The 25,243-nt window shown below is 67.0% G+C and carries 27 protein-coding genes; 15 read left to right on the top strand and 12 right to left on the bottom strand.

Annotation, left to right across the window (positions count from 1 at the left end; translation table 11 throughout):
- Positions 1 to 12 precede the first annotated feature (12 nt).
- The 10 genes from AC1PLS_RS08835 to AC1PLS_RS08790 form a co-directional block, all read right to left on the bottom strand.
- Complete coding sequence (locus AC1PLS_RS08835) at positions 13 to 855, bottom strand: class I SAM-dependent methyltransferase (RefSeq protein WP_481104399.1); 843 nt, start codon at positions 853 to 855, stop codon at positions 13 to 15.
- A gap of 157 nt (positions 856 to 1,012) precedes the next feature.
- The gene (locus AC1PLS_RS08830; RefSeq protein WP_481104398.1) at positions 1,013 to 1,867 is read right to left on the bottom strand and encodes a Wzz/FepE/Etk N-terminal domain-containing protein; all 855 of its coding nucleotides are present in this window, start codon (positions 1,865 to 1,867) and stop codon (positions 1,013 to 1,015) included.
- A 43-nt stretch (positions 1,868 to 1,910) separates the two neighbouring features.
- On the bottom strand, positions 1,911 to 3,044 hold the full coding sequence (locus AC1PLS_RS08825) for a hypothetical protein (protein WP_481104397.1): 1,134 nt from the start codon (positions 3,042 to 3,044) through the stop codon (positions 1,911 to 1,913).
- Positions 3,041 to 3,991 carry a glycosyltransferase gene (locus tag AC1PLS_RS08820; RefSeq protein ID WP_481104396.1) on the bottom strand — a complete coding sequence of 317 codons (951 nt, stop codon included), beginning with the start codon at positions 3,989 to 3,991 and terminating at the stop codon, positions 3,041 to 3,043. The genes AC1PLS_RS08825 and AC1PLS_RS08820 overlap by 4 nt, the downstream gene beginning before the upstream one ends.
- On the bottom strand, positions 3,988 to 5,241 hold the full coding sequence (locus AC1PLS_RS08815) for an O-antigen translocase (protein WP_481104395.1): 1,254 nt from the start codon (positions 5,239 to 5,241) through the stop codon (positions 3,988 to 3,990). Before AC1PLS_RS08815 ends, AC1PLS_RS08820 begins: the two co-directional genes overlap by 4 nt.
- Positions 5,238 to 6,350, bottom strand: a complete 1,113-nt coding sequence (locus tag AC1PLS_RS08810; protein ID WP_481104394.1) for a DegT/DnrJ/EryC1/StrS family aminotransferase — start codon at positions 6,348 to 6,350, stop codon at positions 5,238 to 5,240. Before AC1PLS_RS08810 ends, AC1PLS_RS08815 begins: the two co-directional genes overlap by 4 nt.
- Positions 6,350 to 7,261 (bottom strand): GNAT family N-acetyltransferase, encoded by a 912-nt coding sequence (locus tag AC1PLS_RS08805; protein WP_481104486.1) that lies wholly within the window; start codon positions 7,259 to 7,261, stop codon positions 6,350 to 6,352. The genes AC1PLS_RS08810 and AC1PLS_RS08805 overlap by 1 nt, the downstream gene beginning before the upstream one ends.
- A gap of 7 nt (positions 7,262 to 7,268) precedes the next feature.
- Positions 7,269 to 8,222 carry a glycoside hydrolase family protein gene (locus tag AC1PLS_RS08800; RefSeq protein ID WP_104543221.1) on the bottom strand — a complete coding sequence of 318 codons (954 nt, stop codon included), beginning with the start codon at positions 8,220 to 8,222 and terminating at the stop codon, positions 7,269 to 7,271.
- Between the two features lie 2 nt (positions 8,223 to 8,224).
- The gene (locus AC1PLS_RS08795; RefSeq protein ID WP_154831807.1) at positions 8,225 to 8,896 is read right to left on the bottom strand and encodes an acetyltransferase; all 672 of its coding nucleotides are present in this window, start codon (positions 8,894 to 8,896) and stop codon (positions 8,225 to 8,227) included.
- Positions 8,893 to 9,330: a sugar 3,4-ketoisomerase gene (locus AC1PLS_RS08790; RefSeq protein WP_016902088.1), complete on the bottom strand. Its 438-nt coding sequence runs from the start codon at positions 9,328 to 9,330 to the stop codon at positions 8,893 to 8,895. Before AC1PLS_RS08790 ends, AC1PLS_RS08795 begins: the two co-directional genes overlap by 4 nt.
- Positions 9,331 to 9,627: 297 nt before the next feature.
- On the opposite strand from AC1PLS_RS08790, the gene AC1PLS_RS08785 reads away from it, so the two are divergent.
- The 14 genes from AC1PLS_RS08785 (at position 9,628) to AC1PLS_RS08720 (ending at position 20,963) form a co-directional block, all read left to right on the top strand.
- Positions 9,628 to 10,242: a cytochrome b gene (locus AC1PLS_RS08785; RefSeq protein ID WP_104552729.1), complete on the top strand. Its 615-nt coding sequence runs from the start codon at positions 9,628 to 9,630 to the stop codon at positions 10,240 to 10,242.
- Between the two features lie 71 nt (positions 10,243 to 10,313).
- Positions 10,314 to 11,666 carry a cytochrome C gene (locus AC1PLS_RS08780; RefSeq protein WP_184517099.1) on the top strand — a complete coding sequence of 451 codons (1,353 nt, stop codon included), beginning with the start codon at positions 10,314 to 10,316 and terminating at the stop codon, positions 11,664 to 11,666.
- 24 nt (positions 11,667 to 11,690) lie between these two features.
- A complete protein-coding gene (locus AC1PLS_RS08775; RefSeq protein ID WP_016902092.1) occupies positions 11,691 to 12,080 on the top strand; it encodes a c-type cytochrome in 390 nt (129 codons plus the stop codon).
- Between the two features lie 319 nt (positions 12,081 to 12,399).
- A complete protein-coding gene (locus tag AC1PLS_RS08770) occupies positions 12,400 to 13,134 on the top strand; it encodes a TorF family putative porin (RefSeq protein WP_024940348.1) in 735 nt (244 codons plus the stop codon).
- Between the two features lie 63 nt (positions 13,135 to 13,197).
- Positions 13,198 to 13,779, top strand: a complete 582-nt coding sequence (locus AC1PLS_RS08765) for a sigma-70 family RNA polymerase sigma factor (protein WP_016902094.1) — start codon at positions 13,198 to 13,200, stop codon at positions 13,777 to 13,779.
- Positions 13,776 to 14,429, top strand: a complete 654-nt coding sequence (locus AC1PLS_RS08760; RefSeq protein WP_024940346.1) for a zf-HC2 domain-containing protein — start codon at positions 13,776 to 13,778, stop codon at positions 14,427 to 14,429. The genes AC1PLS_RS08765 and AC1PLS_RS08760 overlap by 4 nt, the downstream gene beginning before the upstream one ends.
- Positions 14,426 to 15,736, top strand: a complete 1,311-nt coding sequence (locus AC1PLS_RS08755) for a S8 family serine peptidase (protein ID WP_481104393.1) — start codon at positions 14,426 to 14,428, stop codon at positions 15,734 to 15,736. Before AC1PLS_RS08760 ends, AC1PLS_RS08755 begins: the two co-directional genes overlap by 4 nt.
- 10 nt (positions 15,737 to 15,746) lie before the next feature.
- Positions 15,747 to 16,505: a heme ABC transporter permease CcmC gene (gene ccmC / locus AC1PLS_RS08750; RefSeq protein ID WP_024940344.1), complete on the top strand. Its 759-nt coding sequence runs from the start codon at positions 15,747 to 15,749 to the stop codon at positions 16,503 to 16,505.
- Positions 16,502 to 16,711: a heme exporter protein CcmD gene (ccmD, locus tag AC1PLS_RS08745; protein WP_024940343.1), complete on the top strand. Its 210-nt coding sequence runs from the start codon at positions 16,502 to 16,504 to the stop codon at positions 16,709 to 16,711. The genes ccmC and ccmD overlap by 4 nt, the downstream gene beginning before the upstream one ends.
- Positions 16,708 to 17,178, top strand: coding sequence for a cytochrome c maturation protein CcmE (gene ccmE, locus AC1PLS_RS08740; protein WP_024940342.1), 471 nt, complete (start codon positions 16,708 to 16,710; stop codon positions 17,176 to 17,178). Before ccmD ends, ccmE begins: the two co-directional genes overlap by 4 nt.
- Before the next feature lie 62 nt (positions 17,179 to 17,240).
- Positions 17,241 to 19,229 carry a heme lyase CcmF/NrfE family subunit gene (locus AC1PLS_RS08735; RefSeq protein ID WP_481104392.1) on the top strand — a complete coding sequence of 663 codons (1,989 nt, stop codon included), beginning with the start codon at positions 17,241 to 17,243 and terminating at the stop codon, positions 19,227 to 19,229.
- Positions 19,226 to 19,768, top strand: coding sequence for a DsbE family thiol:disulfide interchange protein (locus AC1PLS_RS08730; protein ID WP_065049065.1), 543 nt, complete (start codon positions 19,226 to 19,228; stop codon positions 19,766 to 19,768). The genes AC1PLS_RS08735 and AC1PLS_RS08730 overlap by 4 nt, the downstream gene beginning before the upstream one ends.
- Positions 19,768 to 20,250: a cytochrome c-type biogenesis protein gene (locus AC1PLS_RS08725; protein WP_047125549.1), complete on the top strand. Its 483-nt coding sequence runs from the start codon at positions 19,768 to 19,770 to the stop codon at positions 20,248 to 20,250. Before AC1PLS_RS08730 ends, AC1PLS_RS08725 begins: the two co-directional genes overlap by 1 nt.
- The gene (locus AC1PLS_RS08720) at positions 20,244 to 20,963 is read left to right on the top strand and encodes a tetratricopeptide repeat protein (protein WP_167708778.1); all 720 of its coding nucleotides are present in this window, start codon (positions 20,244 to 20,246) and stop codon (positions 20,961 to 20,963) included. Before AC1PLS_RS08725 ends, AC1PLS_RS08720 begins: the two co-directional genes overlap by 7 nt.
- Before the next feature lie 96 nt (positions 20,964 to 21,059).
- Here AC1PLS_RS08720 and AC1PLS_RS08715 read toward each other — a convergent pair whose 3' ends face one another.
- Positions 21,060 to 23,132: a PAS domain-containing sensor histidine kinase gene (locus AC1PLS_RS08715; protein ID WP_065032359.1), complete on the bottom strand. Its 2,073-nt coding sequence runs from the start codon at positions 23,130 to 23,132 to the stop codon at positions 21,060 to 21,062.
- The gene (locus AC1PLS_RS08710) at positions 23,119 to 24,633 is read right to left on the bottom strand and encodes an ATPase domain-containing protein (RefSeq protein ID WP_024940164.1); all 1,515 of its coding nucleotides are present in this window, start codon (positions 24,631 to 24,633) and stop codon (positions 23,119 to 23,121) included. Before AC1PLS_RS08710 ends, AC1PLS_RS08715 begins: the two co-directional genes overlap by 14 nt.
- Positions 24,634 to 24,870: 237 nt before the next feature.
- Here AC1PLS_RS08710 and AC1PLS_RS08705 point away from each other — a divergent pair, with 237 nt between their 5' ends.
- Complete coding sequence (locus AC1PLS_RS08705) at positions 24,871 to 25,215, top strand: response regulator (protein WP_102252252.1); 345 nt, start codon at positions 24,871 to 24,873, stop codon at positions 25,213 to 25,215.
- Positions 25,216 to 25,243 lie beyond the last annotated feature (28 nt).

Here is a 25,243-nt window from a genome sequence, read left to right as displayed (position 1 = left end):
CGGCGTCTCCACTCAGCGCTTGCGCATCACGATCAGGAAGTGGTCGCCCATGTCGCGCAGCAACGGCAGGCCGCCCAGCCGGTCGTCGCACTGGCCCAGGCGCGCGGACAGGCGCGGATGCCGTTCGCAAAAATCCACCAGGTACGGCGGCGGCAGGAACAGGCTCAACGCGCGATAGCGTTCCAGGACGAAATGCTTGGCGAAGGCGCGGTAGAACTCGCGCGGCAGGTGGTACCAGGTCCAGATGGTGTGGCCGTTCATGCCCACCGCGGTGACCCCGCGCGCGGCGCGCACCGCGGCGCGCTTGAACCGCCCGCGCACGCCGTAATGGCCGATTTCCCAGGGGCAGATGCGCCCGATCACCGAGAACACCAGGCAGCCATCGGCGCGCAGCAGACGCGCGCATTCGGCCGCCACCGCCGGCAGATCCGGCGCGCAGTTGAGCGGGCCGAAGTTGGAATACATGCCGTCGAAGCTGCCCTGCAGCTGGTCGAGCTGCTGGATGCCGACATGGGCCGCGCTCAGGCGCTCTTGCAGGCCGTGCATGGCCGCGCGGTGGCGGGTGCGCTCGACCATCGCCGGCGACCAGTCGGTGGCCAGCACGTGGTAACCGCGACGTGCGAATTCGCCGGCATCCAGGCCGGTACCGCAGCCCAGGTCCACCAGATGCGAGCCCACCGGCAGTTCGGCCGCGACGGTGTCCCACAAGGTGGTGCGCATGCGCTGGATCAGCGCGTTGTTGCCGCGTGGGCCGTCGTAGTCGGGCGCAACGCTGTCGAACGCGCGTTGCGTCTCCAGCAAGCGCTCAGGGGCCACCGTGCCACCGCGCGCCGCATGCTCATTGACCACCGACATGCGCAGCCTCCCATACCGATCCAACTGTTCTCACGACACTCTCCAGGCGCGACACCGCCAACGCGGCATCGCTTGATTGACCGGTGAGTGCCACGTGCCGGCGGTTTGGTTGCAGCGTGGGCAGCCTTGCGCAGCTTGCCGCACGGCGCTGCGCAGATCAGCCGGCAGCGCGCGGGGTGGCCACCGCGCTGCGGCGCCGCCATGCATTGCGCAACACCGCCGCCAGCACCGCCAGCCCCGCCCCGCCGAGCAGGCCGGCGGCCCAGGCGGTGACGGCATTGGGAAACGCCTGCTGCTCGGGCACGTACAACGGCCACGCCAGCGAGGTCTGATAGGTGTAGCGCGTGGTCAGGCGGGCAATCAGATCGTCGCGTTCGCTCTTCAATGCGCGCACGGTGGTGTTGCTGTCGGTCAACAGCACGCCTGCCAGAACCTGGGCCGGCGTGGCCGCGGCGGCGCTCTGCCCGGCCTGCACCTGCTGCTGCAACCCATCGCGGTTGCGGATTGCCGCTCGCAGATCGTCGGTGAGGCCTTGCAGGCGTGTACGCGCCAGTGCGAGCGCCACTGCGTTGGTGTCGCCGTGCAGGCCCTGCAAGGCGCTCACCGTCGCCATCGCCAGCTTGCGTGCCTGCGCCGACGATTCGGCCCGGATGGTCACCCCGATCAGATTGGCATACGGGTCCGGGTCCGGCTTGAGGCTGCCGCGGTACAGCTGCGCAGCGCGGCTTTTCAGCGGCACGCCGGCCTGGCGCAGCACCGCATCCTGGAACAGTCGCGTCTTCATGCGGTCGATCACGCGCTGGAACGGTTCGACCTTGGGGTCGCGCCCGGCCGGCGTGGGGCCAATCTCGCCGACCTGGATCCAGGCGGTGGCTTCCCACTGCGGCCTGGCCAGGCGGGTAAAGGCAAAGGTCAATGCAAGCACCACCAGCAGTGCGGCCAGCGCCCAGCGCCATTCGCGGCGCAGGATGCGCCACAGGTCGATCAGATAGATATCGTCGTGTTGAGTCATGGTGCACCGGCTCTGGAACAGGGTGAAGCGGAGCGGCCGCGCATTACGCAGCAGCGGTGGGTACGGCATTGCGGGTAGGCAACAGCACCGTGCAGGCATGCAACACCAGGCACAGCGCGATGAAGCCGAAATTGGTCCAGGTGAAGGCCTGCGGCGCAAATGGCGACATCAGGCAGGCATAGGCGATGCGCAGGAAGATCAGCACATGGAAGATCGACAGCGAGCGGTTGAGCAGGCGCACGCTCCACACCAGCCCTGCATACAACGCCAGCAGTGCCAGCAACGCACCCGGCGCGCCCCAGGCCATCAGGAACGGGAAGAATTCGGTCCCTACATTGATGTTGGGCGCATCCAGCGGAATGCTGGTGCCGGCAGTGGCGATCGAGCCACTGAACGGCACCAGCTGATTGACCAGGAAACTGGCGTTGACATAGCCCTTGGCCAGGATCGCGCCGAAGTTGTACGGCCCGGCGCTGATGTACAGCAGCAACCACTGCACGCCCTGCGGCATGGCGCGATACAAGGCACTGAACGGCAGGGCGACCGTGGCCAGCGAGCCGGAACGCAGTGCGCCGAGGATGGAAAACACCCCGCCACCGGCCAGCACCAGCAGGCCGATGGTCTTCCACGGCAGGCGACGTGCCGGATCGCGGCGCAACAGCATCACCAGCACGAACGAAAACAACCCGGCAAAGATGCGGTTGCGGTCGATCACCACGATCGGAAACACGAATCCCAGCGTCAGCATCGCCGCGCGCAGCCCGCGATGGCGCACGCACAGCAGTGCGATCGGCGGCAGGATCCAGCACATGTTGGAGATGTGCCGCACATGCGCGCGCAGCGGGCTCAAGGTGGCATACGAGGACGGATCGCTGAACAGCGGAATCGGAAACAGCGCCACATCCACGATGCAGAACAGCGTCACCACCGCCGCCAGCGTCAGCACCAGGAAGGCGTCGCGGGTGCCGGCGTAACGGTAGGCGCGAAAGCGCTCCACCGCAGGCAACTGCACGCGCAGCACGGCGTCCAGCACGCAGGTCGCGGCGGCGGCGGCCGCCAGCAGCGCGATGCCGTCAAGATAGTCGCCGGGCAGCGCATAGGTCAGCAACGTCAGCGCGCAGCTGAGCAGCATCGGCAGTGCCAGATAAGTCGCCGGCCGGCGTAGCAGCATGCTCATGCCGGTTTCACCGTGCTGTGCGCCGACCTGGGTCGCCACCTGGCCGGCAGCGACAACCAGGCATAGGCGAGCAGATGCCCAATCACCCGGTGCGGCCGGCGCTGCAGGAACGCCACCTTGGCCGCGATGTAGTGCGACTGCGCGTGCAGCAAGCTGCGCTCGGGCGCATCGAACAATTCCGCACAGCGCCGTGCTACCTGACGCGACTCGCTCAGGTTGGCGATGCGCGCGCGCACATCCACGGTCTTGCTGAGGTTGTGGCCATGCAACCGGTACGCGCACACCGGCACGTCGACAAAGCCCAGCGCATCACGCGCGGCCAGACGCAGGAAGAAATCCCAGTCTTCGATCCGCAGCGACTCGTCCCAACCGGCGCGCGCATCGAAGGCACTGCGACGCAGCAAGGCCACCGCGCCGCCGACCGCCCACTGCTGGATCACCGCGCGGCGGATGCCGGACGCCGAGCGGTACAGGTCCACATCCACCCGATGCAGGTCGCGCATGGCGCTGCCGTGCAGCAGCTGCCCATGCTGGTCGACCACGCAGGCATCGCCGACCACCGCCAGTTTCTGCGGATGCGCACGCAGGTAGCGCACCTGCGCATCCAGCCCGCCGGCCAGCAGATAATCATCGCTCGCGCCCAGCCGCAGGTACTCGCCGCGCGCACGCAGTGCCAGCTCGTTGAGTGTGGCCGCCACCCCGCGATTGGCGCGCTGTACGAACTGCACCGGCAGCCGGTGGCCATGGCTGGCGATCCACTGCGCAATCTTCTCGCCGGTCGCATCGCTGGAACCATCGTCGATGATGACCAGTTCCTTGCACGGGTACGGGTCCTCCAGCACGCTGTCCAGACAGCGTTGCACGAAGCGTTCGTGGTTGAAGGCCGGGATCAGCACCGATACCAGCGGCCAGCGCGCGCGCCCGACCGGTTGGGTGGAGTCGCTCATGCCGGCTGCACCAGATAGCGCCGCACCACCACGATGTTGAACAGCAGATACAGCACGTAGTTGGCGAGGAAGGCATACATCGCGCCGATCAGCCCCCATTGCGCGGTGAACAGATACACCAGCGCCAGATAGCTGGCGGCAAACACGCATTCGGAGATCACGAACAGCCGCGTCATCGCCTTGGCCAGCATCACGTACGACAGCACGAAGGCGGCGATCTTGATCACATCGCCCAGCAGCTGCGGGGCATACAGCGGGGAGGCCTGGGCAAACCGGGCGTCGAACAACAGCCAGGTCAGCCAATCGCGACACAGGTACACGCCCAGCGCCATCAAGACCACCGCCGGCAGCACATGGCGATACGCGGCGCGCAGCTCGCGCCCGAGCGCTGCGCGCTCCTGCAGCGATGCCAACTTGGGCAGGTAATACACGTTGATCGCGGTCGTAAAGAACAGCAGATACGCATCCGACACCCGGCTCACCGCCTGCCAGTACCCCACCTGCTGCCAGCCGAACTGCAGCGCCAGATGGTCGCGCACCAGCATGGCCACCAGTTGCGGCACCAGCGTGGAGGTCAGCGTCATCACCGAGAACGCCGCCAGCCTGCGCGTCATCTGCGCATCGAAACGCATGCGCAACATCTCGCGTCGAAAATAACCGCTGCGCCGCAGCGCCGGCACGCCGGCCAGCAGCCACAGCACCTGCCCCAGCACCAGTGCCAGCAAGGCGCCCTGCAGCTGTGCCCGGCTGGACAGCCATGCCACCAGTGCCGTGCTCAGCACCGCACCGCTGACCTGCACCAATGCCAGGCGGCGCACATCCATGAAACCGTTGATCACCGCCTGGATGTAGTTGACCAGTGCGATGCCCAGCTGCGCCACCGCCGCCACGCAGATCAGCGGCCGGTACGCCGCATCACCGAGCAGGCGCTCGGCGATGGCGCCACTGAACAGCAACGCCAGCACCGCCATCACGCAGGCCGCGCAGAACGCGTACCACAGCGCCGCGCTGAGCAGACGTGCCAGCGCAGCCGTATCGTCGCGACACTCGGCAACGTACTTGACGATGCCGGCACTGATGCCGCCGCCTGCCAGCACCGCCAGCACCGACATCAGATTGAGGAACTGGCCCAGCCGGCCGACCCCCTGCGGGCCGGCGTAGACCGCCACCAGCTTCACCACTACCAGCGCAGCCAGCAGCTTGGCCAGCGTCGCAACGCCGGTGTAGGCGCTGCTGCGCACGACATTCATGCGGGGGCGCCAAACGACTGGCATGCGGCAATCACGCGCGCAACCGACGCATCGTCCAGCGCCGGCCCCATCGGCAGGCTCAGCACTTCGCGGTGCAGCCGCTCGCTCACCGGCAGGCAGGCATCGCCCAAGGTGGTGTAGGCCGGCTGCCGATGCGGCGGCACCGGGTAATGGATCTGGGTATGGATGCCCGAGCGCAGCAGATGCGCCTGCAAGGCATCGCGTTGGGCGCTGCGCACCACGAACAGATGCCAGACGTGCTGCGCTTCGGCCACCACCGTCGGCAAGGTGATCAGGGGGTTGTCGATGCCGTGCAGGTAGCGCTGCGCCACCGCGCGGCGGCGGCCGATCTCATCGTCCAGATAGCCCAGCTTGACCCGCAGGAACGCCGCCTGCATCTCGTCCAGCCGCGAATTCACGCCCTGGCAGAGGTGGTGATACTTCACCTGCGAACCGTAGTTGCGCAGCGCACGGATGCGCTCGGCCAGGCGCGCATCCGAGGTCACCACTGCGCCGCCGTCGCCGAGTGCGCCCAGGTTCTTGGTCGGGAAAAAACTGAACGCGGCCGCATCGCCAAAGGCGCCGGCACGTCGCCCGTGCGCACTGGCACCATGCGCCTGCGCGGCATCTTCGATCAGCAGCAGCCCGTAGCGATGCGCCAGCGTCTGTAGCGCCGCCACATCCACCAACTGCCCATACAGATGCACCGCCATAATGGCGCGCGTGCGCGGGCCGATCGCCTTCTCCACACTGGCCGGGTCGATGTTGAAGGTCGCAGGGTCCGGCTCCACCGGCACCAGCACCAAGTGGTTCTGGCTAATCGCAAGAAAGGTGGCAATGAAGGTATTGGCGGGCACGATGATTTCGTCGCCCTCGCGCAACACGCCCAGCTCGCGATAGCCGCGCAGGATCAGCGACAGCGCATCCAGTCCGTTGCCCACACCCACCGTCTGCGCAGCGCCACAGTAGCTGGCGAATTCTTCCTCGAAGGCGGCCAGCTCCTGCCCAAGCACATACCAGCCGGCATCGATCACCCGTGCCGCAGCCAGCTTCAGCTCATCCGCATACCGCGCATTGACCGCGCGCAAATCCAAGAACGGCACATCCATTACAGCATCCACCGATAAAAATCCTGTACCACGGCGCGTGCGCCGAAACGTTCCTTTTGTTCGACCAGACCGTCGTTGAGCACCTGGCCGGCCTGCTCGGTCGAGATACCGAAGCTGAAGTAATGGCGCTGCGCATACACATGGGTGATCAGCTCGGCCAGCAGCAGGCTCAGCGCATCCAGCTGGCGACCGCGCGCGGACACCGCCAGATACTGGGTGTGCACGCTGCGGCCGAAATCCAGCACCAGCGCTGCCGCCAACAGCTCCCCTTCGGCTCGCGCCTCATGCAGCACGATCTGCTGCGGAAACCGGTGTTGCAGCAATTGCAGCTCGTCCAGCCGATGGGTCGGCGCCACGTGGTGGCGCTGCAACACCTCGGTCAGCAGGGCATGAAATTCATCGAGTCGGGTGCTGGCCTGGATCTGCATACCGGCCTTGCGCGCCTTGCCCAGCGAGCGTCGACGTTCGGCGCTGAACGCAAACGGCTCGCGCAACGCGATCGCCGAGGACAGATCGCGCCGGTACAGCTGCGCGCCCACGCGATGCAGGGCATACAGGTCTTCTTCGGCCGGATATGCGTGAAAGATATGCGGTACCGGCTTGTACACAAGCTCGCGCACCCCGCGCGCGCGATAGTGCGCGGCGATCTGCTCGAACACCTGCAAGGTCGCACCCGCGCGCAGGGCCGTGGACGACAGCAGGCCCGCATAGGTCAGGCCGGCGTGGCTGCTGACACAGTCGCCCTCCACATTCGCCGGCAACACCGCCACCACCTCGCCACCGCGCTCGATCAGCAACGATGCGTCCACGAAGCGGTCCGCGTGATAGTCCATGTAGCCGCGCCGATGCAACACATTGCCGTTGCGCGAGGACGCCACCAAGGCATCCCAGGCAGGCGCATCGCCGGGCAGATACGGCCTAACCGAAAACATGGTGCCCCTGCAGGCCCGGCGGCAACGCGGCATCGGCCAGGCCAAAGCCGGCCTGCCCCATCGCATTGCCGTTGTAGAACATCAACACCCGATCATGCTGCTGGATCAAGGCCGGGTAACAGAGCGTCTGCGCATCCCAACCCTGCTCGGACAGCTGCAGCCCGAGCTGACTGTCATCGCGCTGCCACTGCACACCGTCGCGACTGGATGCGAAACCCGGGAAATAACCGCCGTGCGTATCGCCGCGGGTGAAATACATCAGATAGCGATCACCCAGGCGGTACACGCGCGGACGGCCGATACGGTATTCGTCGCCCTGCGGACGCAGGCACACCACATCGTCGGCAGGGATATGGCGCAGATCGTCGGTCTCCGCATAGCGGATGTGGTAGCGCGGATACGGCTGGCCGCCGATGGTTTCCCAATCGTCGCCCACCGCGTACCACAGCCGCCACCGCCCCTCCTCGAAACGTGCCGAATGCACCGCGGCAATCGTGCTGCGCCCGGGTGCGCGATCCAGCAGCGGAGTGTCCTGCAAGCGCTGGAAACGCTCGCCGCCGTCGCGGGACAGCGCAAGCCCGGTGAAGGCCAGGAACTTGGCCTTGGCTACGCGCTGGAAGCCGACATAGAACATGTACAGCCCATCCGGCCCGGCCACCACATCGCCAAGAATCATGCCGTTGTCGTCGAAACAGCCAGCGCGGCCGATGTCCAGCACCGGCTGCCGGCTGACACCGACGATCTGCGTCGGTGCGTCGGCGCGTACGTCCACATAACCGATCCGGCTCACGCCCTGCGCATCGCGAAAGCCCGCATAGACACGCAGCACCTGCGCCGACAACCGGTAGGGCGTCGGCGTCAGCGCGGCGTGCTGCATCCAGCCACCCACGCCATCGCGTGCGACGTCGAAGACCAGGCCGCGCTTGGTCCAGGCAAACATGCTCACAGCTCCACGTCGAAGCTGGATCTACCGGCCACCGCGCGCGCCGGCGAGCCAACGTAGACACGCTCGGCATCGGTATGCCGGGTCACCAGCGCACCGGCGCCGATGATGTTGTCGGCGGCGATGCGCACCTTGTCGCTGAGCGTGGCGTTGACACCGATGAAGCTGCCGCGCCCGATCTCGCAATAGCCGGAAATCACCGCATGCGAGGCGATGAAGACATTGTCCTGCACCACGGTGCGGTGGCCGATATGGTTGCCGCTCCACAGGATGCAGTTGTCGCCGATGCGGGTGAACGGCTGGATCACGTTGCCTTCGAACAGGAAACAGTTGGCGCCGATCTGCGCATTGCGCCAGACGAACGCACGCGAGCTGACATAGCTGGCGCAGCGATAGCCACGCCGCAGCATGTCCTGGAAAAAGCGCGTCCGCAGGCGATTGAGCTGCGTGGCCGGGATGGCGACGAAGACCTCGTACTGTTCGGGCGGATAGCGCTGCTCGAGCTCTTCGTAGGCCACCACCGGCAACTCGGCCAGCGTGGGCCGCAACAGGAAGTCGCGCTCCACGCTGAACGCCACCACCGTGTAGTCGCTGTCGTGCTGAAAATACTCGCAGGCGATCTGCGCAAATTCGCCTGCACCCACGATCACCAGGGGCTTGTACACGCTCATGCTTCCAACCTGCGTGCGTCCAGACCGCTGCCAGCGCGCACTTCGCTGAGGAACTGGTCGTAATCGAGAATGTAGTCGGCGGGATCGTAGAACTGGTCGGCCAGCACCATCAGCACGCAGTCGGGGCTGAAGCGATGCAGGTCGCGCCACACCATGCGGCCGAGCAGCAGGCCCTGCGATGGATCGTCCAGCACTACTTCCTGCTGGCCGTGGCCGTCGCCCTGATCCAGCAGGATCGTCACCGAGCCATGCAAGGCCACCGCCAGCTGGTTGAGCCGACGGTGTGCATGCTGTCCACGATGGACGCCGTTGCGGGTGCCGAACAGGTAATACACACGACGTATCTCGAACGGGACATTGCGCTGCTGCTCCAACGAGATGAGCAGCCCGCGATCGTCGCCGTGGGTATGCAACTGGATGCGTTCGATGGCCATGATCGGAAGGGCGTAACCGCTGACTGCACGTAGTGCGACATGCCTGAGTGCGCCGGCATGCGCGAAAGGTTGCGCGGCGTCACGGCGCTGCGAACCCAGGTGCGCGCAAGCGCAGTCGCTGCCGCCAACACCGTGCCAAGGCACGTCATCCGCGTACGGCGATGCAACCTTTCGGCGGCCGCACCGCACATATCGCTGCACGTTCACGTGGCCGCAGCTCGGCCGGCGTGGGGAGCCAGGCCTGGCAGCGCACCGCGCACTGCCGGATCCAACGACACCAGCGCAGGACACCGATCGATGAGTTCATCCCCCCACGCGCCCGATGCGGTTGCAGCCGACAGTGCCACGGCGCTGCCGGAGCAGGCCGCACTGCCGGCGCGCGTCATTCCGCTGCCCAGACCGATGCGCGTATTGCATTGGCTGACGGTGTTCTGCCTGGCCATGGCGGCCGCGCTGATCCTGCTGCGCGCCGAGCTGGAAGGACGCGCACTGCGACAGTGGCTGATGGAAGGCCATCGCCACTTCGGTTTGATGGTGCTGCTGCTGTTCGTCCTGCGGGTGGGCCTGCGCATCCGCCTGCGCGCGTTGCCGCCCGGCCCGCCATCGCCGCTGCCGATGCGGCTGGCTGCAGGCGCCACCCACCTCGCGCTGTACGGCTTGATGGTCGCCCTGCCGCTGATCGGCTGGTCGTTGAGCAATGCCTACGCCAAACCGGTCTATCTGTTCGGACTGACGCTGCCGAACCTGGTTGCGCCGGACGAAGACCTGGCCGACACCCTGAGCACCTGGCACTTGAATGCCGCCTGGGTGTTGCTGGCCTTGGTGATCGCGCATATCGGCGCCGCCCTCTGGCATCACCTGGTGTTGCGCGATGGCCTGCTGCACCGCGTGCTGCCGGGAACACGCCGATGAGCTCCGCCGTGTTGCCCGCTGTCCCCCGCTCCCGCAGCGCCGACCCCCGTACCGTCGAACAAGGACTTTCCATGCCTACTCCCCAGCCCGCTCCGCGTCGCACCACTGCCACGCGCACCGCTTCCCTGACCTCCTTGTTGTGCGTGTCCGGCCCGTTGCTGCTGCTGGCCAGCACCCAGGCGCAGGCGATTCCCTCGTTCGCACGCCAGACCGGTTCGTCGTGCGCGGACTGCCATGTCGGCTCCTACGGTCCGTCGCTGACGCCATACGGCATGCGCTTCAAGCTCGGCGGCTTCACCGATACCGACGGCAACGGCACCAAGATTCCGGCCTCCGGCCAGGTCACCTGGACCCGGCGCAATCCCAGCCGCGGCGACAGCAGCGCACGCATCAACGAAGCGGACCTGTATCTGGCCGGACGGGTCAACGACCATGTCGGCGGTTACTCCAAGATCCGCTCCAACAACGGCGGCAACGACACCTTCAACACCCAGCTCGACGATGTGGATCTGCGCTTTGTCAGCAAGCCGTTCCAGCTGGCCGGCAAGGACGCGATGGTCGGCGTCAGCATCAACAACAATCCCGGTGTGTCCGACCCGATCCAGGTGCTGCCCAATGCATCGACGTTGAGCCCGGTGTCCAACGCCGGCTCGGCCAGCATGCTCAGTTCGTCCTCGCTCTCCAACCGCGTGATCGGCGCCACCGTGTACGGCCTGTTCGACCGCAACTGGTACGGCGAAGTCGGCAGCTACAGCGCGCTGTCCACCGACGCGCAGGACCACCTGGGCTGGAACCCCAACGGCGACCCGGGCAAGCTCAGCGACACCGGCTATGCGCGCCTTGCCTACATGAAGGACATGAAGCGGCAGTTCTTCTCCGCCGGCCTGACCGCCATGACCACGCGCCGCCAGCGGCTGCGCAGCGGCGGCCCCAGCGATGACCTCACCGACCTGGGCTACGACCTGACCTATCAGTTCCTCGGCACCCGCGAGCACGTGCTGTCGCTGGCCTACGTCAACATCTACGAGCGCCGCAAATACGGCAGCCCGCTGCTGCCGACCGACCCGAGCATGTCCCCGCGCGATCGCGGCAGCGTGCGCGATCAGAACATCAGCATGAACTACGCGTTCAAGCAGACCTACGGCGTGCTGGCGGCGCATCTGATCAACAGCGGCTCGTTCGATGTGGCGCGCTATCAGCCCTACGGCATCCCCGACACCACCGCCAATCTGATCCTGCTGTACTGGACCCCGTTCGGCAAGGAAGGCACCTACACCACCAATGCCAACGTGCGGTTCGCGGCCACCTGGTTCCGCTTCGACAAGTTCAACGGCAGCACCACCAATGTGTTCGGTGGCGGCATACCCATCACCAACCCGCGCGATCTCGACAGCTTCGCGCTGTCGGTCAATGTCTCGTTCTGATCCCCCGCACGCGTAAGGACCCCCATGAAGTCATTCCACCAGACCCTGTTGTGTGCCCCGCTGGCCGGCCTGCTGCTGGCCGGCGCCCTGCTTGCCCCGCCTGCGCACGCGGCCGACGGCAAAGGCGTTTTCATGACCGAATGCGCCGAATGCCATAGCGCCGCCCAGGGCAAGAACAAGAAGGGCCCGTCGATGTTCGGCGTGGCCGGGCGCCCGGCCGCCAGCCTGGCCGACTACAGCAATTACTCCGATGCGCTCAAGGCAAGCAAGTGGCAGTGGACGCCTGCCCAGCTCAAGACCTATTTGTCGCAGTCGTCCTCCAAGGCCTTGCCTGGCACCAAGATGAAGTACGAAGGCCTGGAAGATCAAAAGGAGCTCGACGCGCTGATCGCCTACCTCAACACCCTGCACTGATCGCCACCGGCGTGCTGGCGCCAGCGCTGCCGGTTGGCATCCGGAAGCGCGCTCGCCGGCGCATACCGGCACGGGTGCGCGTTGCCTGTGCCGGTTCCTTCGCGTATACGGACGGAACAACCGCCGTCGCAGCGGTCTCGTCTTGCGTGATGGGTCACTATCGCGCCCCTGTTCCATGTAGACGCTTACCCCATTGCCGAATGCCTTGACTGCCAGGCCCTACCCGCTCCGGACGCGACGCAGCTGCGCCTGCGACGGGCAGCCGTGGCTCGCGAGCGGCCACTGGGCGGGCCGGCGACGCTGCCACACGCCCCGGGGCATGCCGCACTGCCGGCATGCGCAGGCCGCGCGCCGACGCGCCGCGTTGCGCCACTGCCTGCTGCTGGCCCTGGTGTTGGGCCCGGGCAACGCCATCGCCGGCACGGTCGGTGGCGCGGTGGCGCTGACCTCGCAGTTGATCGACCGCGGCATCTCGATCGCGCCCAACAAGGCCACCCTGCAGACCGCCGGCTACTGGCTGCCCGCACCGGGCTGGTCGATGTCGGCGTCGGTCGCGCTGCAATCGCCCTCGCTGAGCCGGCCGGTGGCGGTGACCGCCCAGGCCGCACGCGCCTGGATGCTGGGCGACCGCTGGCAGATGCAGGCCAGCGCGTTGTATTACGGCTACCCGACCAACCAGGCCACGCGCACCTTCGACCGCCAGGAGGCCAGCCTGGCCTGGTCCTATCGCGACGTGCTGACCTTCTCGGTGTCGACCTTCAATTTCCCACGTGCCGACCAGTCGCCGTGGAATGTCGCCATCGACGTCACCGCCAATGTCCCGCTGCGCGACGACCTCAGCCTGACAGTCGGCGCCGGCTCGTCACGTTTCCCGGCGATGGCCTACGGCGCCGCCCGGTCCGGCCGCTATCAGTATGGGCAATTCGGCCTGCGCTGGAGTCGGGACCGATGGACGCTGAAGCTGGAACGCATCGTCACCAGCGACAACACCCCACGCTTGCAGGGCGGCCCCGGCGAAACGCCCTGGCTGAGTACCGCGTCGGTCACCTTCTGATCCCCACGCAACCTTTTGCCCGCCCGCGGGCACTGACATGCGTCCTAAGCCGTGCCTGCCTCGATGAATGATTCCGACACCCTGGGTGATGCCACCGATCGCATGCTGCTGCGCCGCATGGCGGCGGGCGATCGCGCCGCGTTGTCCACCATGTACACCAGCTATCACGGCCGGCTGTGCCGCTTCCTGTCGCGCCTGACCCGGCGCCCGGACATCATCGAAGAAGCCATCAACGACTGTTTCTGGATCGCCTGGCAGAAGGCCGGCGACTTCCGCGGCGATTCGCAGGTCTCGACCTGGATCATGGGCATCGCCTACCGCTGCGGCCTCAAATGCCTGCGCCAGCATGACGGCGAGGCCATCGACGATACCGCGGTGGTGGAAGACCACGCCCCCAGCGCCGACGACAACGACGACCGCGAGCTGCGCGACTGGCTCGACAAGGGCATGGAACGGCTGTCGCCGGACCAGCGCCTGGTGATCGAACTGGTCTACGGCGTCGGCCACAAGCTGGAAGAAGTGGCCGAGATCATGCAGTGCCCGGTAGGCACCATCAAGGCCCGGCTGTTCCATGCGCGGGTCAAATTACGCAATGTGCTGCCCGGTCTGGCCGGCGGCGCCCCCTATACGGAGACCATGCAATGAAGACGTTTTTCATCGCGCCCGGCAAGGAATGCTCGCACGCCTGGGAACTGATGCCCGCGGTCCTGCTCGACAGCGCCACCGAGGAAGAGAACACCTGGCTGATCGCGCACGTGGCCAAGTGCGCCTCGTGCAGTGCCGAGTTCGCCCAGCAGAACCGCCTGCGCCAGGCGCTGGCGCTGCCGTCGGCGGTAAAGCTGGACGCCAACGCCGGCCTGCAGCGTCTGCTCGGCCGCCTGGACGCGCCGGAGCAGGCCAGCGCGCCCGCGCCGCCGGCAGCGCGCCGCTCCGGTAGCTGGACCGTGCGCGCGCTGGCGGCCGCAGCGTTGGTGCAGGCGATCGGCCTGGGCGTCATGGGCGTCAGGCTGGCCGCGCCCGCGCCCTCGCACGACTACCGCACGCTCAGCAGCGCCACCGCCCAGCCGGTGCCGCAAGGCGCCATCCGGGTGGTGCCGGACGCCAAGATGACCGTGGCCGACTGGGACCGCCTGCTGCATGCACAGCAGTTGCAGGTGATCGGCGGGCCCAACGAGATGGGCGCCTACACGGTGGTGCCGGCCCAGCCGCAACCGCCGGCCCAGCCGCAGCAGACCGTGCAGCAGTTGCGCGCCAACCCGGGCATCCGCATGGCCGAGATCGTGTCCGCACCATGAAGCGCCTGCTCGCCATCGGCATCATCGCCGCCTGCATCGGCCTTGGCCCGCAGGCCGCCGCGCAGGAGCCGGCGCCCGTCGCCGCCAGCGCCAGCACGCCACCGGCGGCCGATGCGCACACGCCCGACAGCAGCCGCGACATCCTGCTGGCGGTGGCCAACCCGCTCAGCGCGCCGCCGGCCCGCGCCGGGTCCAGCCTGATCGGCTACGCCTCCAGCTATTACGGCGCCGGTCAGAAGGCCGCCGTGCGCATGGAAGCACTCAAGCAGCGCTACAAGCTGCGCGAAGTCTCCGGCTGGCCGATCACCTCGCTGGGCCTGTATTGCGCCGTGCTGCAGCCGCCGCCGGGCGTGTCGCGCGACGAACTGGTCAGCGCGCTGGCCGACGACGACGGCGTGGAGCTGGTGCAACCGGTGCAGGATTTCTCGGTGTTTTCGGCCGACGCATCGGAAAAGACCACCGCGCTGTCCGGCTACAACGACCCCTATGTGGATCTGCAGCGCGGCTTCATCGCCACCGATGCGGCCAGCGCGCAGACCGTCACCGAGGGCCGCGGCGTGGTGGTGGCGGTGGTCGACACCGGCGTGGACACCACGCATGCCGACCTGAAGGCGCGCATCCGCGACGTGCACGACCTGGTCGACGATTCGCCGGTGATGACCAGCAGCGACTCGCACGGCACCGAGGTGGCCGGCATCATCGCCGCCGGCAGCAACAACCATCAAGGCATCGTCGGCATGGCGCCCAAGGCCATGCTGAGCATCTACAAGGCCTGCTGGTATGCGCCCACGGTCGGCGCCACCGCACGCTGCAACACCTTCACCCTGGCCAAGGCGCTGGCGGCGATCAACAACAGCTCCGCGCGCGTGATCAACCTGAGCCTGGGCGGCCCGGCCGACCCGCTGCTGAGCAAGATGCTGCAGCACCTGGTGCAGCAGGGCCGCATCGTGGTCGCCGCGATGCCGCCCAACGGCCGGCTGGACGGTTTTCCCAACGATGTGCCGGGCGTGCTGGTGGTACGCAGCAGCAGCCCCACCGCGGCCATGCCCGGCGTGCTCAGCGCCCCCGGCAAGGACATCCTGACCACCCAGCCGAACGGCCGCTACGACTTCACCTCCGGCTCGTCGATGGCCACCGCGCATGTCAGCGGCGTGGTCGCGTTGCTGTTGTCGCTGTCGCCGTCGCTGGACGCCACCGCATTGCGCGAGCTGATGCAGCGCACCAGCAAGCTCTCCGACGGCCAGTTGCAGGTCAACGCCGGTGCCGCCGTGCAGGCGCTGGCGCCTCCCGCCAGACATTCCAACTGACGACACCGGCATGGCCAAGTGGATTCCCTTGTGGCTGCACAGACTGAGCTCGCCGCCGACCTTCTATCGCGTGGCCGGACGCGTGCGTCCGTGGGCATTGGGCCTGGCGCTGTTGCTTGGTGCGGTGGCCGCCTACGGCGGGCTGGTGCTGGCGCCGCCGGATTACCAGCAGCACGATGCCTACCGCATCATCTTCATCCACGTACCCAGCGCCTGGATGAGCCTGTTCATCTACGCGGCGATGGGCGTATCCGCGTTCATCGCACTGGTCTGGCGGATCAAGCTGGCCGAGGTGGTGACCATGGCCTCGGCGCCGATCGGCGCGGCCTTCACCTTCATCACCTTGTGCACCGGCTCGCTGTGGGGCAAGCCGATGTGGGGCACCTGGTGGACCTGGGATGCGCGGCTGACCTCCGAGTTGCTGCTGCTGTTCCTGTATCTGGGCGTGCTCGGCCTGTACCACGCGGTGGAAGACCGCCGCCAGGCGATGCGTGCGGCCGGCTTGCTGGCATTGGTGGGCCTGGTGAATCTGCCGATCGTGCATTACTCGGTGGTGTGGTGGAACACGCTGCACCAGGGCTCTACCGTGCGCCTGCTCGGCCCTTCCACGATGAGCGCGGACATGCTGTGGCCGCTGCTGACGATGATGCTGGCGACCAAGTGCTATTACCTGGCCAGCCTGTTCGGCCGCGTGCGCGTGGACCTGCTCGCCCTGGAAAGCGGCAAGGACTGGGCGCGCCGCATCGTGCTGACGGAGCGCACCGCATGACGACCCTGCTGGCGATGGGCGGTTACGGGCAATACGTGTGGACCGCATACGCGCTGTTCGTGCTGGTGCTGCTGGCCGACCTGGCATCGCCATGGTTGCGTCGCCGCCGCCTGCCGCGCGAGCTGCGCGGCCAGCTGCAACGGCAAACGCCGCGGCGCACGCGCGAATTGTCGGCAACAGCGCCGCTGGAGCGTGACGCCCCATGAACGCCACCCGCAAGCAACGCCTGTGGCTGGTGATCGGCGCACTCGCCGCTGCGGCATTGGCGGTCACGCTGATCGTGCTCGCGCTGCAGCGGAACATGAGCTACCTGTTCACGCCCAGCCAGGTGCATGCCGGCGAGGCGGCCGGCTACCGGCAATTCCGCCTCGGCGGCATGGTCAAGGCCGGCTCGATCCAGCGCGCCACCGACAGTCTCACCGTCCACTTCACCGTGATCGACAGGCATGCCGCGACGCAGGTCGAGTACACCGGCATTCTTCCCGACCTGTTCCGCGACAACCAGTCGGTGATCGCCAACGGGCGCATGCAGGGCGGGCGCTTCGTCGCCAACGAAGTGCTGGCCAAGCACGACGAAACCTATATGCCGAAGGAACTGAAGGACGCGATGGCCGAAGGCCATGTCGGCAAGCCGATTCCCGCCGCCGCGGTGCCGCTGCCTGCGCCGCGCTGATGCGGCGCGCAGCTTGTTCCTTCCCTCAATGATGCCTCTTCGCTGCACTATGCGATTCGCCCATGACACCTGAACTCGGCCAGATCGCCCTGATCCTGGCGTTACTGCTTTCGCTTGCCCAGGGCGTACTGCCGCTGATCGGCGCCTGGCGCGGCAGTGGCGCGTTGATGGGCGTTGCGCGGCCTGCCGCGGTCGGTCAGGCGCTGTTCGTGTGGATGGCGTTCGGCCTGCTCGCCTGGTCGCTGCTGTCGCTGGATTTTTCGGTGCGCTATGTCGCCGACAACGCCAACATCGCCCTGCCCTGGTACTACCGCTTTGCCGCGGTGTGGGGCGCGCACGAAGGCTCGTTGCTGCTGTGGATCGCAATCCTGTCGACCTGGACGCTGTTGCTGGCCGCCTTCAGCCGGCATCTGCCGCAGCATTTTGCCGCGCGCGTGCTGGCGGTGCTGGGGCTGGTGTCGGTGGGCTTTCTGGCCTTCATCCTGCTGACCTCCAATCCGTTCGCGCGGCTGTCGCCGATTCCGCTGGATGGCAACGAACTCAATCCGGTGCTGCAGGACCCGGGCATGACCTTCCACCCGCCGGTGCTGTACACCGGCTATGTCGGCTTCTCGGTGGCGTTTGCGTTTGCGGTGGCGGCCTTGCTGGGTGGCGAACTGGAACAGGCCTGGGTGCGCTGGGCGCGACCGTGGACCAATGTGGCCTGGGCCTGCCTCACCGCCGGTATCGTCGCCGGCAGCTGGTGGGCGTATGCGGAACTGGGCTGGGGCGGCTGGTGGTTCTGGGACCCGGTGGAAAACGCCAGCTTCATGCCGTGGCTGGTCGGCACCGCGCTGATCCACACCCAGGCGGTCACCGAAAAACGCGGCAGCCTGCGCGCCTGGACCATCCTGCTGTCGATCCTGGCGTTCTCGCTGTCGTTGCTGGGCACCTTCCTGGTGCGCTCGGGCGTGCTGACCTCGGTGCATGCGTTCGCCGCCGATCCGCGCCGTGGCCTGTACATCCTGATCTTTTTAGTCGCGGTGGTCGGCGGCTCGTTGCTGCTGTATGCGCTGCGCGCGCCTCGGATCGCCAGCGGCAAACCGTTCGCCGCCGCCTCGCGCGAGACCGCGATCCTGATCGGCAACCTGCTGCTCACCGTGGCGGCGGCGATGGTGCTGCTGGGCACCTTGTTTCCGCTGGTGGCCGATGCCTTCGGCCTGGGCAAGGTGTCGGTGGGGCCGCCCTACTTCGGCTTGCTGTTCCCGCTGCTGATGTTGCCGGTGATGCTGTTGCTGCCGTTCGGCCCCTACCTGCGCTGGGGCAAGGCCGAGGCGGCGCCGTTGCAGGCACTGGGCACGCGCGCCGGCATCGCCGCGGTCGCCTGTGCGCTGGTCGGCAGCCTGTTTGCCGAGGGCCAGCCCAGGGCGATCGCCGGCATCGGCGTCGCCGCATGGGTGGCGGCCGGCACCGCGCTGTACATGTACAAGCGCTGGCGCGAGATGCCGCGCGGCCGGCGGTTTCCGGCGGAAATGGCCGGCATGCTGCTCGCGCACGCGGGCGTGGCGGTGTTCGTGGCCGGCGTGCTGGTGTCGGAAAGCCTGTCGGTCGAACGCGACGTGCGGCTGTCGCCCGGGCAGACCGCCGAGATCGCCGGTTACGCGTTCCGCTTCGACGGCGTGCAACTGATCGACGGGCCGAACTGGAAGGCCGAACAAGGCAGCGTGCAGGTCAGCCGCGATGGCCAGCTGGTCGCGCAACTGCATCCGCAAAAACGCCTGTACAGCAGCGAGCGCATCCAGACCGAATCGGCGATCGACCCCGGTATCACCCGCGATCTGTATGTCGCGCTCGGCGAGCCGCTGGACGATCAGCACATCGAATACGACTGGACGTTGCGGCTGTACTACAAACCCTTCATCCGCTGGATCTGGGCCGGCGGCCTGCTGATGATGCTGGGCGGCTTCGTCAGCGCCTGTGCCCGCCGGTTCCGTGCGCCGGCGCTCGCCACGACGGCGGCCACGGCACCGGCACACGGCACCAGTGTCACTGCGCAGGAATCGCACGCATGAACCGTCTGCTGCCCTTGCTGGGTTTTCTGTTGCTGGCGGCGCTGTTCGGCTTCGGCATTTACTGGACGATGCAGCACAACCCGCGCGATGTGCCCTCGCCGTTGATCGGCAAGCCGGCACCGGCGTTCTCGCTGCCGCGGCTGGATCGGCCCGAGCAACGCGTCAGCCGCGATCAGCTGCTGGGCAAGCCTTACGTCCTCAATGTCTTCGGCAGCTGGTGCGCTGAATGCGTGCACGAACATCCGGTGCTGATGGCGCAGGCCAGCCGGCTCGGGGTGGCGTTGATCGGCTACAACTACAAGGACGCGCCTGCCGACGCCACGGCCTGGCTTGCGCAGTACGGCAATCCGTATGCGTTGGTGATTGCCGATGAAGCCGGCCAGACCGCGATCGATTTCGGTGTCTACGGTGCGCCGGAGAGTTTCCTGATCGATGCGCAAGGCGTGATCCGCTACAAGCACATCGGCGTGCTCACGCCCGCGGTCATCAACGACGAGCTGCTGCCCGCCATCGCCGCACTGCCCGGGGGCACGCGCTGATGGCGGCGCGCTGGGTTTGGCGCTGGTACCGGCGCATGCACGGCCGGCAACTGCGTCTGCTGCTGGTGCTGCTGCTGGGCGTGCTGCTTGCGCCTCCGCTGGCGGCGCAGGCGGTGGACCCGCTGCCGTTCAAGAACCGCAGCGACGAAGCGCGTTATCAGCGCCTGACCGCGCAGTTGCGCTGCCTGGTGTGCCAGAACGAGAACCTGGCCGACTCCAATGCCGAGCTCGCGCGCGATCTGCGCCACCAGGTGTTCGCGCAGTTGCAGGCCGGCAGGAGCGATGCGCAGATCAAGCAGTACATGGTCGATCGCTATTCGGACTTCGTGCTGTACGACCCGCCGGTCAAGCGCGGCACCTGGCTGCTGTGGTTCGGTCCGTTGCTGCTGCTGGGTGCCGGTGCGGGCGTGGTGATCCACACCGTGCGCAAACGTGCGCGCGCCGGTACGCCGGTGGCGCCGCAACCGGAGGAAGAATGGTGATGACCGGTTTCTATATCGCAAGCGCCGCGCTGGTGGTCGTCGCCTTGCTGTTGATACTGGCGCCGTTGCTGCGCCAGCCCGCGCGCAAGGGCAATGCACGCTACAGCTTGCCGATTGTGCTGGTGCTCGGCTTGCCGATCGCCACGGCCGGCTTGTATCGGCTGGTCGGCACGCCGGATGCGATCGCACGGCGTGTCTACGCGACGGCGCAGCCCCAGGTACAACCGGCAGACGCGCCTGCCGTCGCCGCCACGGGTGAGCAAGCCCGGGCCGCAGAGGCCAACGCCGACGCTGCGCAGGCGCAGGCGCTGGAGTCGTGGATGCAGCAAGCCAGGACCCACGAGCAGGACAACCGCCCCGCCGATGCGCGTGAGGCCTATGCGCAAGCGCTCAAAATCGCGCCGGATCTCAGCGCCGCCATCGTCGGCTGGGTGGCCGCGGACATGGCCACGCGCAGCGATTTCGCCATCGACGCCAACTCACGCAGCCGCCTGCAACAGGTGGTCGCACGCGAGCCGGACCATCAGCGCGGCCTGTGGCTGCTGGGCATCAGCGACTTTCAGCAGCAGGACTACCGCGCTGCCAGCGAGCACTGGCGGCATTTGCATGGCTTGCTCGACGCCGGCTCGCCGATGCAGAAGGCGGTGGCCGACAAGATCGCCGTGGCCGAGTCGCTGGCCAGCGCGCGGCAGGCCGGGCGCGCAGCGCCCTGACGCCAACCTCAGGCTGCATCCCTCATCAAGGCCGCCCCGGTGCCAGCCGACGGCAGCGCCGTCGTGGTGTCAGGCGCGATTGACCGCCCAACGCCATCAGGCCGACGGCCCCAACACCTCGTGCAGCTTTCCGCTGAACTCGCCCAGCGTAAACGGCTTGGCGATCATGCTCATGCCGTCGGCAAGAAACTCGCCGCGATCGCGCGCGGTTTCCGCATAGCCGGTCATGAAGATCACCGGCAGATCCCGCCGCGACTGCCGCGCGATCTCCGCCAACTGGCGCCCGTTGAGCCCGGGCAGGCCCACATCGGTCACCAGCAGATCGATGCGCCGTTGCGAAGCCAGGATCGGCAGCGCCGCATCGGCGTCGGCCACCACATCGGCTTCATAGCCCAACTCGTTGAGCAGTTCGGTGACCAGCAGCCGCACCTGTTCGTCATCTTCCACCACCAGCACCTGCTGGCCGCGTCCGGACACCACGGCACCGGCTTGCGGTTGCGGCGACAGCGCCTGCGGATGGAGACCGGCGGGCAGATACAGGCTCACCGTGGTGCCCTTGCCCAGCTCGGACTCCACCCACACCTGCCCGTTGGACTGCTGCATGAAGCCGTAGATCATCGACATGCCCAGGCCGGTGCCCTGCCCGATCGGCTTGGTGGTGTAGAACGGTTCGAACACACGCTCCAGCACGTCGGCCGGCATACCCGCGCCGCTGTCGGTCACCGACACCACCACGTAATTGCCCGGCGCCAGCGTCACCCCGCGCCCGAGTTCCAGCGGCTGCGCTTGGACCTGCAACTGCCGGGTGGCGATGCGCAACTGCCCGCCGTCGGGCATGGCGTCGCGGGCATTGATCGCCAGATTGAGCAGCGCGCTTTCCAGCTGGTTTTCGTCGACATACGCCTGCGGCAGGTCGGCCTGCAGATCGGTTTCCAGATGCACCGATTCGCCCAGCGTGCGCGCCAGCAATTCCTGCAGCGATACCACCAGGTCGTTCAGATGCAGATGCCGCGCTTCCAGCGATTGCCGTCGCGAGAACGCCAGCAGCCGTTGCGTCAGTGCGGCCGCGCGCAGGGCCGAGGCCGACGCCACATCCAGAAAGCGGCCCAGCCCTTCGGTGCGGCCCTGGTCGATGCGCAGGCGCGCCAGATCCAGCGCCGACAGGATGCCGGTCAGCATGTTGTTGAAGTCGTGTGCGATGCCGCCGGTGAGCTGGCCCACCGCCTCCATCTTCTGCGCCTGGCGCAATGCCGCTTCGCTGGACTCGCGTGCCAGCATCTGCTGCTGCAGCTCGGCGGTGCGTTCGGCCACCTTGACCTCGAGCAGGCTGGCCTGCTGCTGGATCGATTCCAGCGCCAGCGCGCGCGCGGTGATGTCAGTGGCAAACACATGAAAGCCGTCCACTTGGCCGTCCGCATCCAGGCGCGGCATGTAGCGGATCTCCGCATCGCGCCGGCGTCCGTCGGCGTGCGGCCAACTGGCCTCCACCGTCAACGCCTGCCCGGCCAGTGCGGCCTCGATCCAGGCGCGGCGCTGCTGCACCATCGCCGGTCCCACCACATCCACCATGGACCGCCCGATCACCTCGGCAGGCGGGATGCCGATCCAGTCTTCATACGAGCGGTTGGCGAAGCGGTACACCAGATCCTTGTCGATGAAGGCAATCAGCACCGGCAGTGCGTCGGTGACGCGACGCAGCTCGGCCTCGCTCGACATCAGGGCCGTCTTGCTTTCGGCCAACTGCGCCATCTGGTCGCGAATCACGAACTGCTTCTGGCGCGAGCGCAACGCAGTGGAGATCGCGCTCAACAACGACGACGAGCTCAGCGGCCGTTCCAGCTCGATGACGTTGGTCACTTCCGCCGGCAGCGTGGCCTGGCGCCCGTTGTGGCTGCCGCGCGGCGCACGCAGCAGCACGAACGGAATATCCGACCAGGCGGCCTGGCTCTGCAGGGCATGCGAGAACTGACGCAGATCCCCGCCCACCGCTTCCTCGGTCAACACCACCACGCCGGAGGCATCGAGCAGGTCGTCCGCCAGCGCAGCCAGCGACCCATACACCCGGCGCGTCAGTCCGCGCTGACCGACGATGCCGGCAATGCTCTCCGCATCGCGGCCGAACGGCGCGATGATGTGGACGATGGACCCATCCGGGTCACAGGTAGTCAAGTGGACGATCCAGCAACGGCGTGTCGTCCCCAACAAAATGCGGAGTACCGGTCAGCACGCCGTGGAATTTCTCCAGCGGCTCGCTCAGATGGATACCGCCCGTCCCGATGCGCAACTCGCGGATCGAATCCTCATGCGCGCCGCTGCGGTTCTTGATTACCGACACGGCCTTGCGGATGCGCCCCTGCGCCTCGAAGAAGCGGAACAGGATGACGGTGTCGGCCATGTAGGAGATATTGAGGTTGCCGGTGGACATCGTGCCGACCAGGCCGTGCTGCGGATTGACCAGGAACGTGGTCACGCCGCTCTGGTTGAGGTAGGACAGCAGCTCGTGCATCTGCAGCATCAGCTGCTTTTCCTGCGGCATCGAGGTGAGATAGCCGTTGAGGCTGTCGATCACCAGCACGCGGCAGTTGCGCTGTTCCACACTGGCGCGCACCGCCCAGGCGAACTCGCCCGGGGTCAGCTCGGCCGGGTCCATCTGATGCAGTTCCAGCAGGCCCGCGTCCAGATACTTGCGCAGATCCATGCCCAGGCTCTCGGCCCGCGTCAGCAAGGTGCCGGTGCGCTCGTCGAACTCCAGAATGCAGCAATGCTCGCCGCGCTCGCAGGCGGCGGTCACATACTGCAGCGCGATATTGGTCTTGCCCGAACCGGCAGGCCCGGTCAACAGGGTGCTGGTGCCGCGCAGCGGCCCCCCGTGCAGCAGCGCATCGACACGCGCCACGCCACTGGACACCGCATCGCCGATGAACGGCACATGGTGATCGGAGGCGATCAGCCGCGGAAAGATCCGCATGCCGCCGGTGGTGATGGTGATGTCGTGGTAGCCGGCGATGAAATCCACGCCACGCAACTTCTGCACCTGCATGCGCCGCCGCGCCGCGCCGAAATCCAGCGTCATGCGTTCCAGCGAAATCACCCCATGGCACAGGCTGTGCAGATGCGCATCGCGTTCGCCGTTCTCGCCGGTGAGGTCATCGACCAGGAACACGGTGATGTTGCGCGGCGCAAAGAACTGCTTGAGCGCCAGCACCTGACGCCGGTAGCGCAGCGAATCCTGCGCCAGCAGGCGCAACTCGGACAGCGAGTCGAACACCACACGCGTCGGCTTGACCCGGTCCACTTCGGCCTGGATCAGCTTAATGGTGCCGTCCAGCTCCATTTCCCACGGATGCAGGATGGACTGCTGGCGTCCATCGCCCAGAAACGCTTCGGCCGATGCCAGCTCGAAGATATGCAGCGCCTCCAGCGACCAGTTGTGCGAGGCGGCCACTTCGTTGAGCTCGTCGATGGTTTCCGACAAGGTCACGTACAGGCAGCTCTCGCCCTTGGCAGCGCCATCGAGCAGGAACTGCAGCGATGCGGTGGTCTTGCCCGAGCCCGGCTGGCCCTCCAGCAGGTACAGGCGATTGGGCGGCAGGCCGCCGCGCAGGATGGTGTCAAGCCCCGTCGTACCAGTCGTAATGCGGTTTGCGATCATCGGCTTCAGATTTCCCATAGGCTTAAATTTATCACGGGCGCATCACTGCCCGCTGCGCGCCACTGAATCGATCAGCTTGCTTGGCGCGAACTGAGCCCCCGCGATATCGGTAGCGTGCTGTGACCTGCGCCGCGCTTTATGACAGTTCCGACACGTTCGTCACGCGCGTGGGCCTAGCGTTGCACCTGAAGTGCATCGCATGGTTGCGATCGCTCGAGGACTGCGGTGAACCACGCATCATGTAACGCCCGTATCTTGCTGGTCGAAGACGACGATGCCATTCGTGCGATGACCGCAGATATCCTGGGTGACGAGGGCTACCAGGTCATCGTGTCGCCAGACGCCGAGCAGGCGCTGGAGCAGCTCAACCAGGCGCGTCCGTTCGATCTGCTGCTGTCCGATATCTGTCTGCCCGGCATGAACGGGCGCGACCTTGCCGACAATGCGCGCCGTCTATATCCCGCCCTGCCCATCGTGTTCATGACCGGCTATGCCGGGTCCATCGCCAAGCGTGCGGATTTTCTCGATACCGGCATGCGTCTGTTGACCAAGCCGTTTTCGTTGCGCGACCTGCTGGGCATCGTGCAGACCGCGCTGTAAGCAACCCCGACCCAATCATCGCCAAGCC

This window comes from Xanthomonas sp. NCPPB 3218 (assembly GCF_056725185.1).
The sequence above is the reverse complement of the archived record's forward strand: the minus strand, read 5'-3'. Positions and strand labels throughout refer to the sequence as shown.

Coding starts and splice junctions, on each gene's coding strand:
- AC1PLS_RS08720 (WP_167708778.1), top strand. CDS start 20,244: ATGGTGATGACCGGTTTCTATATCGCAAGCGCCGCGCTGGTGGTCGTC.
- ccmC (WP_024940344.1), top strand. CDS start 15,747: ATGGCCAAGTGGATTCCCTTGTGGCTGCACAGACTGAGCTCGCCGCCG.
- AC1PLS_RS08770 (WP_024940348.1), top strand. CDS start 12,400: ATGCCGCACTGCCGGCATGCGCAGGCCGCGCGCCGACGCGCCGCGTTG.
- AC1PLS_RS08760 (WP_024940346.1), top strand. CDS start 13,776: ATGAAGACGTTTTTCATCGCGCCCGGCAAGGAATGCTCGCACGCCTGG.
- AC1PLS_RS08830 (WP_481104398.1), bottom strand. CDS start 1,867: ATGACTCAACACGACGATATCTATCTGATCGACCTGTGGCGCATCCTG.
- ccmE (WP_024940342.1), top strand. CDS start 16,708: ATGAACGCCACCCGCAAGCAACGCCTGTGGCTGGTGATCGGCGCACTC.
- ccmD (WP_024940343.1), top strand. CDS start 16,502: ATGACGACCCTGCTGGCGATGGGCGGTTACGGGCAATACGTGTGGACC.
- AC1PLS_RS08710 (WP_024940164.1), bottom strand. CDS start 24,633: ATGGGAAATCTGAAGCCGATGATCGCAAACCGCATTACGACTGGTACG.
- AC1PLS_RS08800 (WP_104543221.1), bottom strand. CDS start 8,222: ATGTTTGCCTGGACCAAGCGCGGCCTGGTCTTCGACGTCGCACGCGAT.
- AC1PLS_RS08790 (WP_016902088.1), bottom strand. CDS start 9,330: ATGGCCATCGAACGCATCCAGTTGCATACCCACGGCGACGATCGCGGG.
- AC1PLS_RS08735 (WP_481104392.1), top strand. CDS start 17,241: ATGACACCTGAACTCGGCCAGATCGCCCTGATCCTGGCGTTACTGCTT.
- AC1PLS_RS08755 (WP_481104393.1), top strand. CDS start 14,426: ATGAAGCGCCTGCTCGCCATCGGCATCATCGCCGCCTGCATCGGCCTT.
- AC1PLS_RS08835 (WP_481104399.1), bottom strand. CDS start 855: ATGTCGGTGGTCAATGAGCATGCGGCGCGCGGTGGCACGGTGGCCCCT.
- AC1PLS_RS08815 (WP_481104395.1), bottom strand. CDS start 5,241: ATGAATGTCGTGCGCAGCAGCGCCTACACCGGCGTTGCGACGCTGGCC.
- AC1PLS_RS08795 (WP_154831807.1), bottom strand. CDS start 8,896: ATGAGCGTGTACAAGCCCCTGGTGATCGTGGGTGCAGGCGAATTTGCG.
- AC1PLS_RS08810 (WP_481104394.1), bottom strand. CDS start 6,350: ATGGATGTGCCGTTCTTGGATTTGCGCGCGGTCAATGCGCGGTATGCG.
- AC1PLS_RS08775 (WP_016902092.1), top strand. CDS start 11,691: ATGAAGTCATTCCACCAGACCCTGTTGTGTGCCCCGCTGGCCGGCCTG.
- AC1PLS_RS08730 (WP_065049065.1), top strand. CDS start 19,226: ATGAACCGTCTGCTGCCCTTGCTGGGTTTTCTGTTGCTGGCGGCGCTG.
- AC1PLS_RS08725 (WP_047125549.1), top strand. CDS start 19,768: ATGGCGGCGCGCTGGGTTTGGCGCTGGTACCGGCGCATGCACGGCCGG.
- AC1PLS_RS08765 (WP_016902094.1), top strand. CDS start 13,198: ATGAATGATTCCGACACCCTGGGTGATGCCACCGATCGCATGCTGCTG.
- AC1PLS_RS08785 (WP_104552729.1), top strand. CDS start 9,628: ATGAGTTCATCCCCCCACGCGCCCGATGCGGTTGCAGCCGACAGTGCC.
- AC1PLS_RS08780 (WP_184517099.1), top strand. CDS start 10,314: ATGCCTACTCCCCAGCCCGCTCCGCGTCGCACCACTGCCACGCGCACC.
- AC1PLS_RS08825 (WP_481104397.1), bottom strand. CDS start 3,044: ATGAGCATGCTGCTACGCCGGCCGGCGACTTATCTGGCACTGCCGATG.
- AC1PLS_RS08820 (WP_481104396.1), bottom strand. CDS start 3,991: ATGAGCGACTCCACCCAACCGGTCGGGCGCGCGCGCTGGCCGCTGGTA.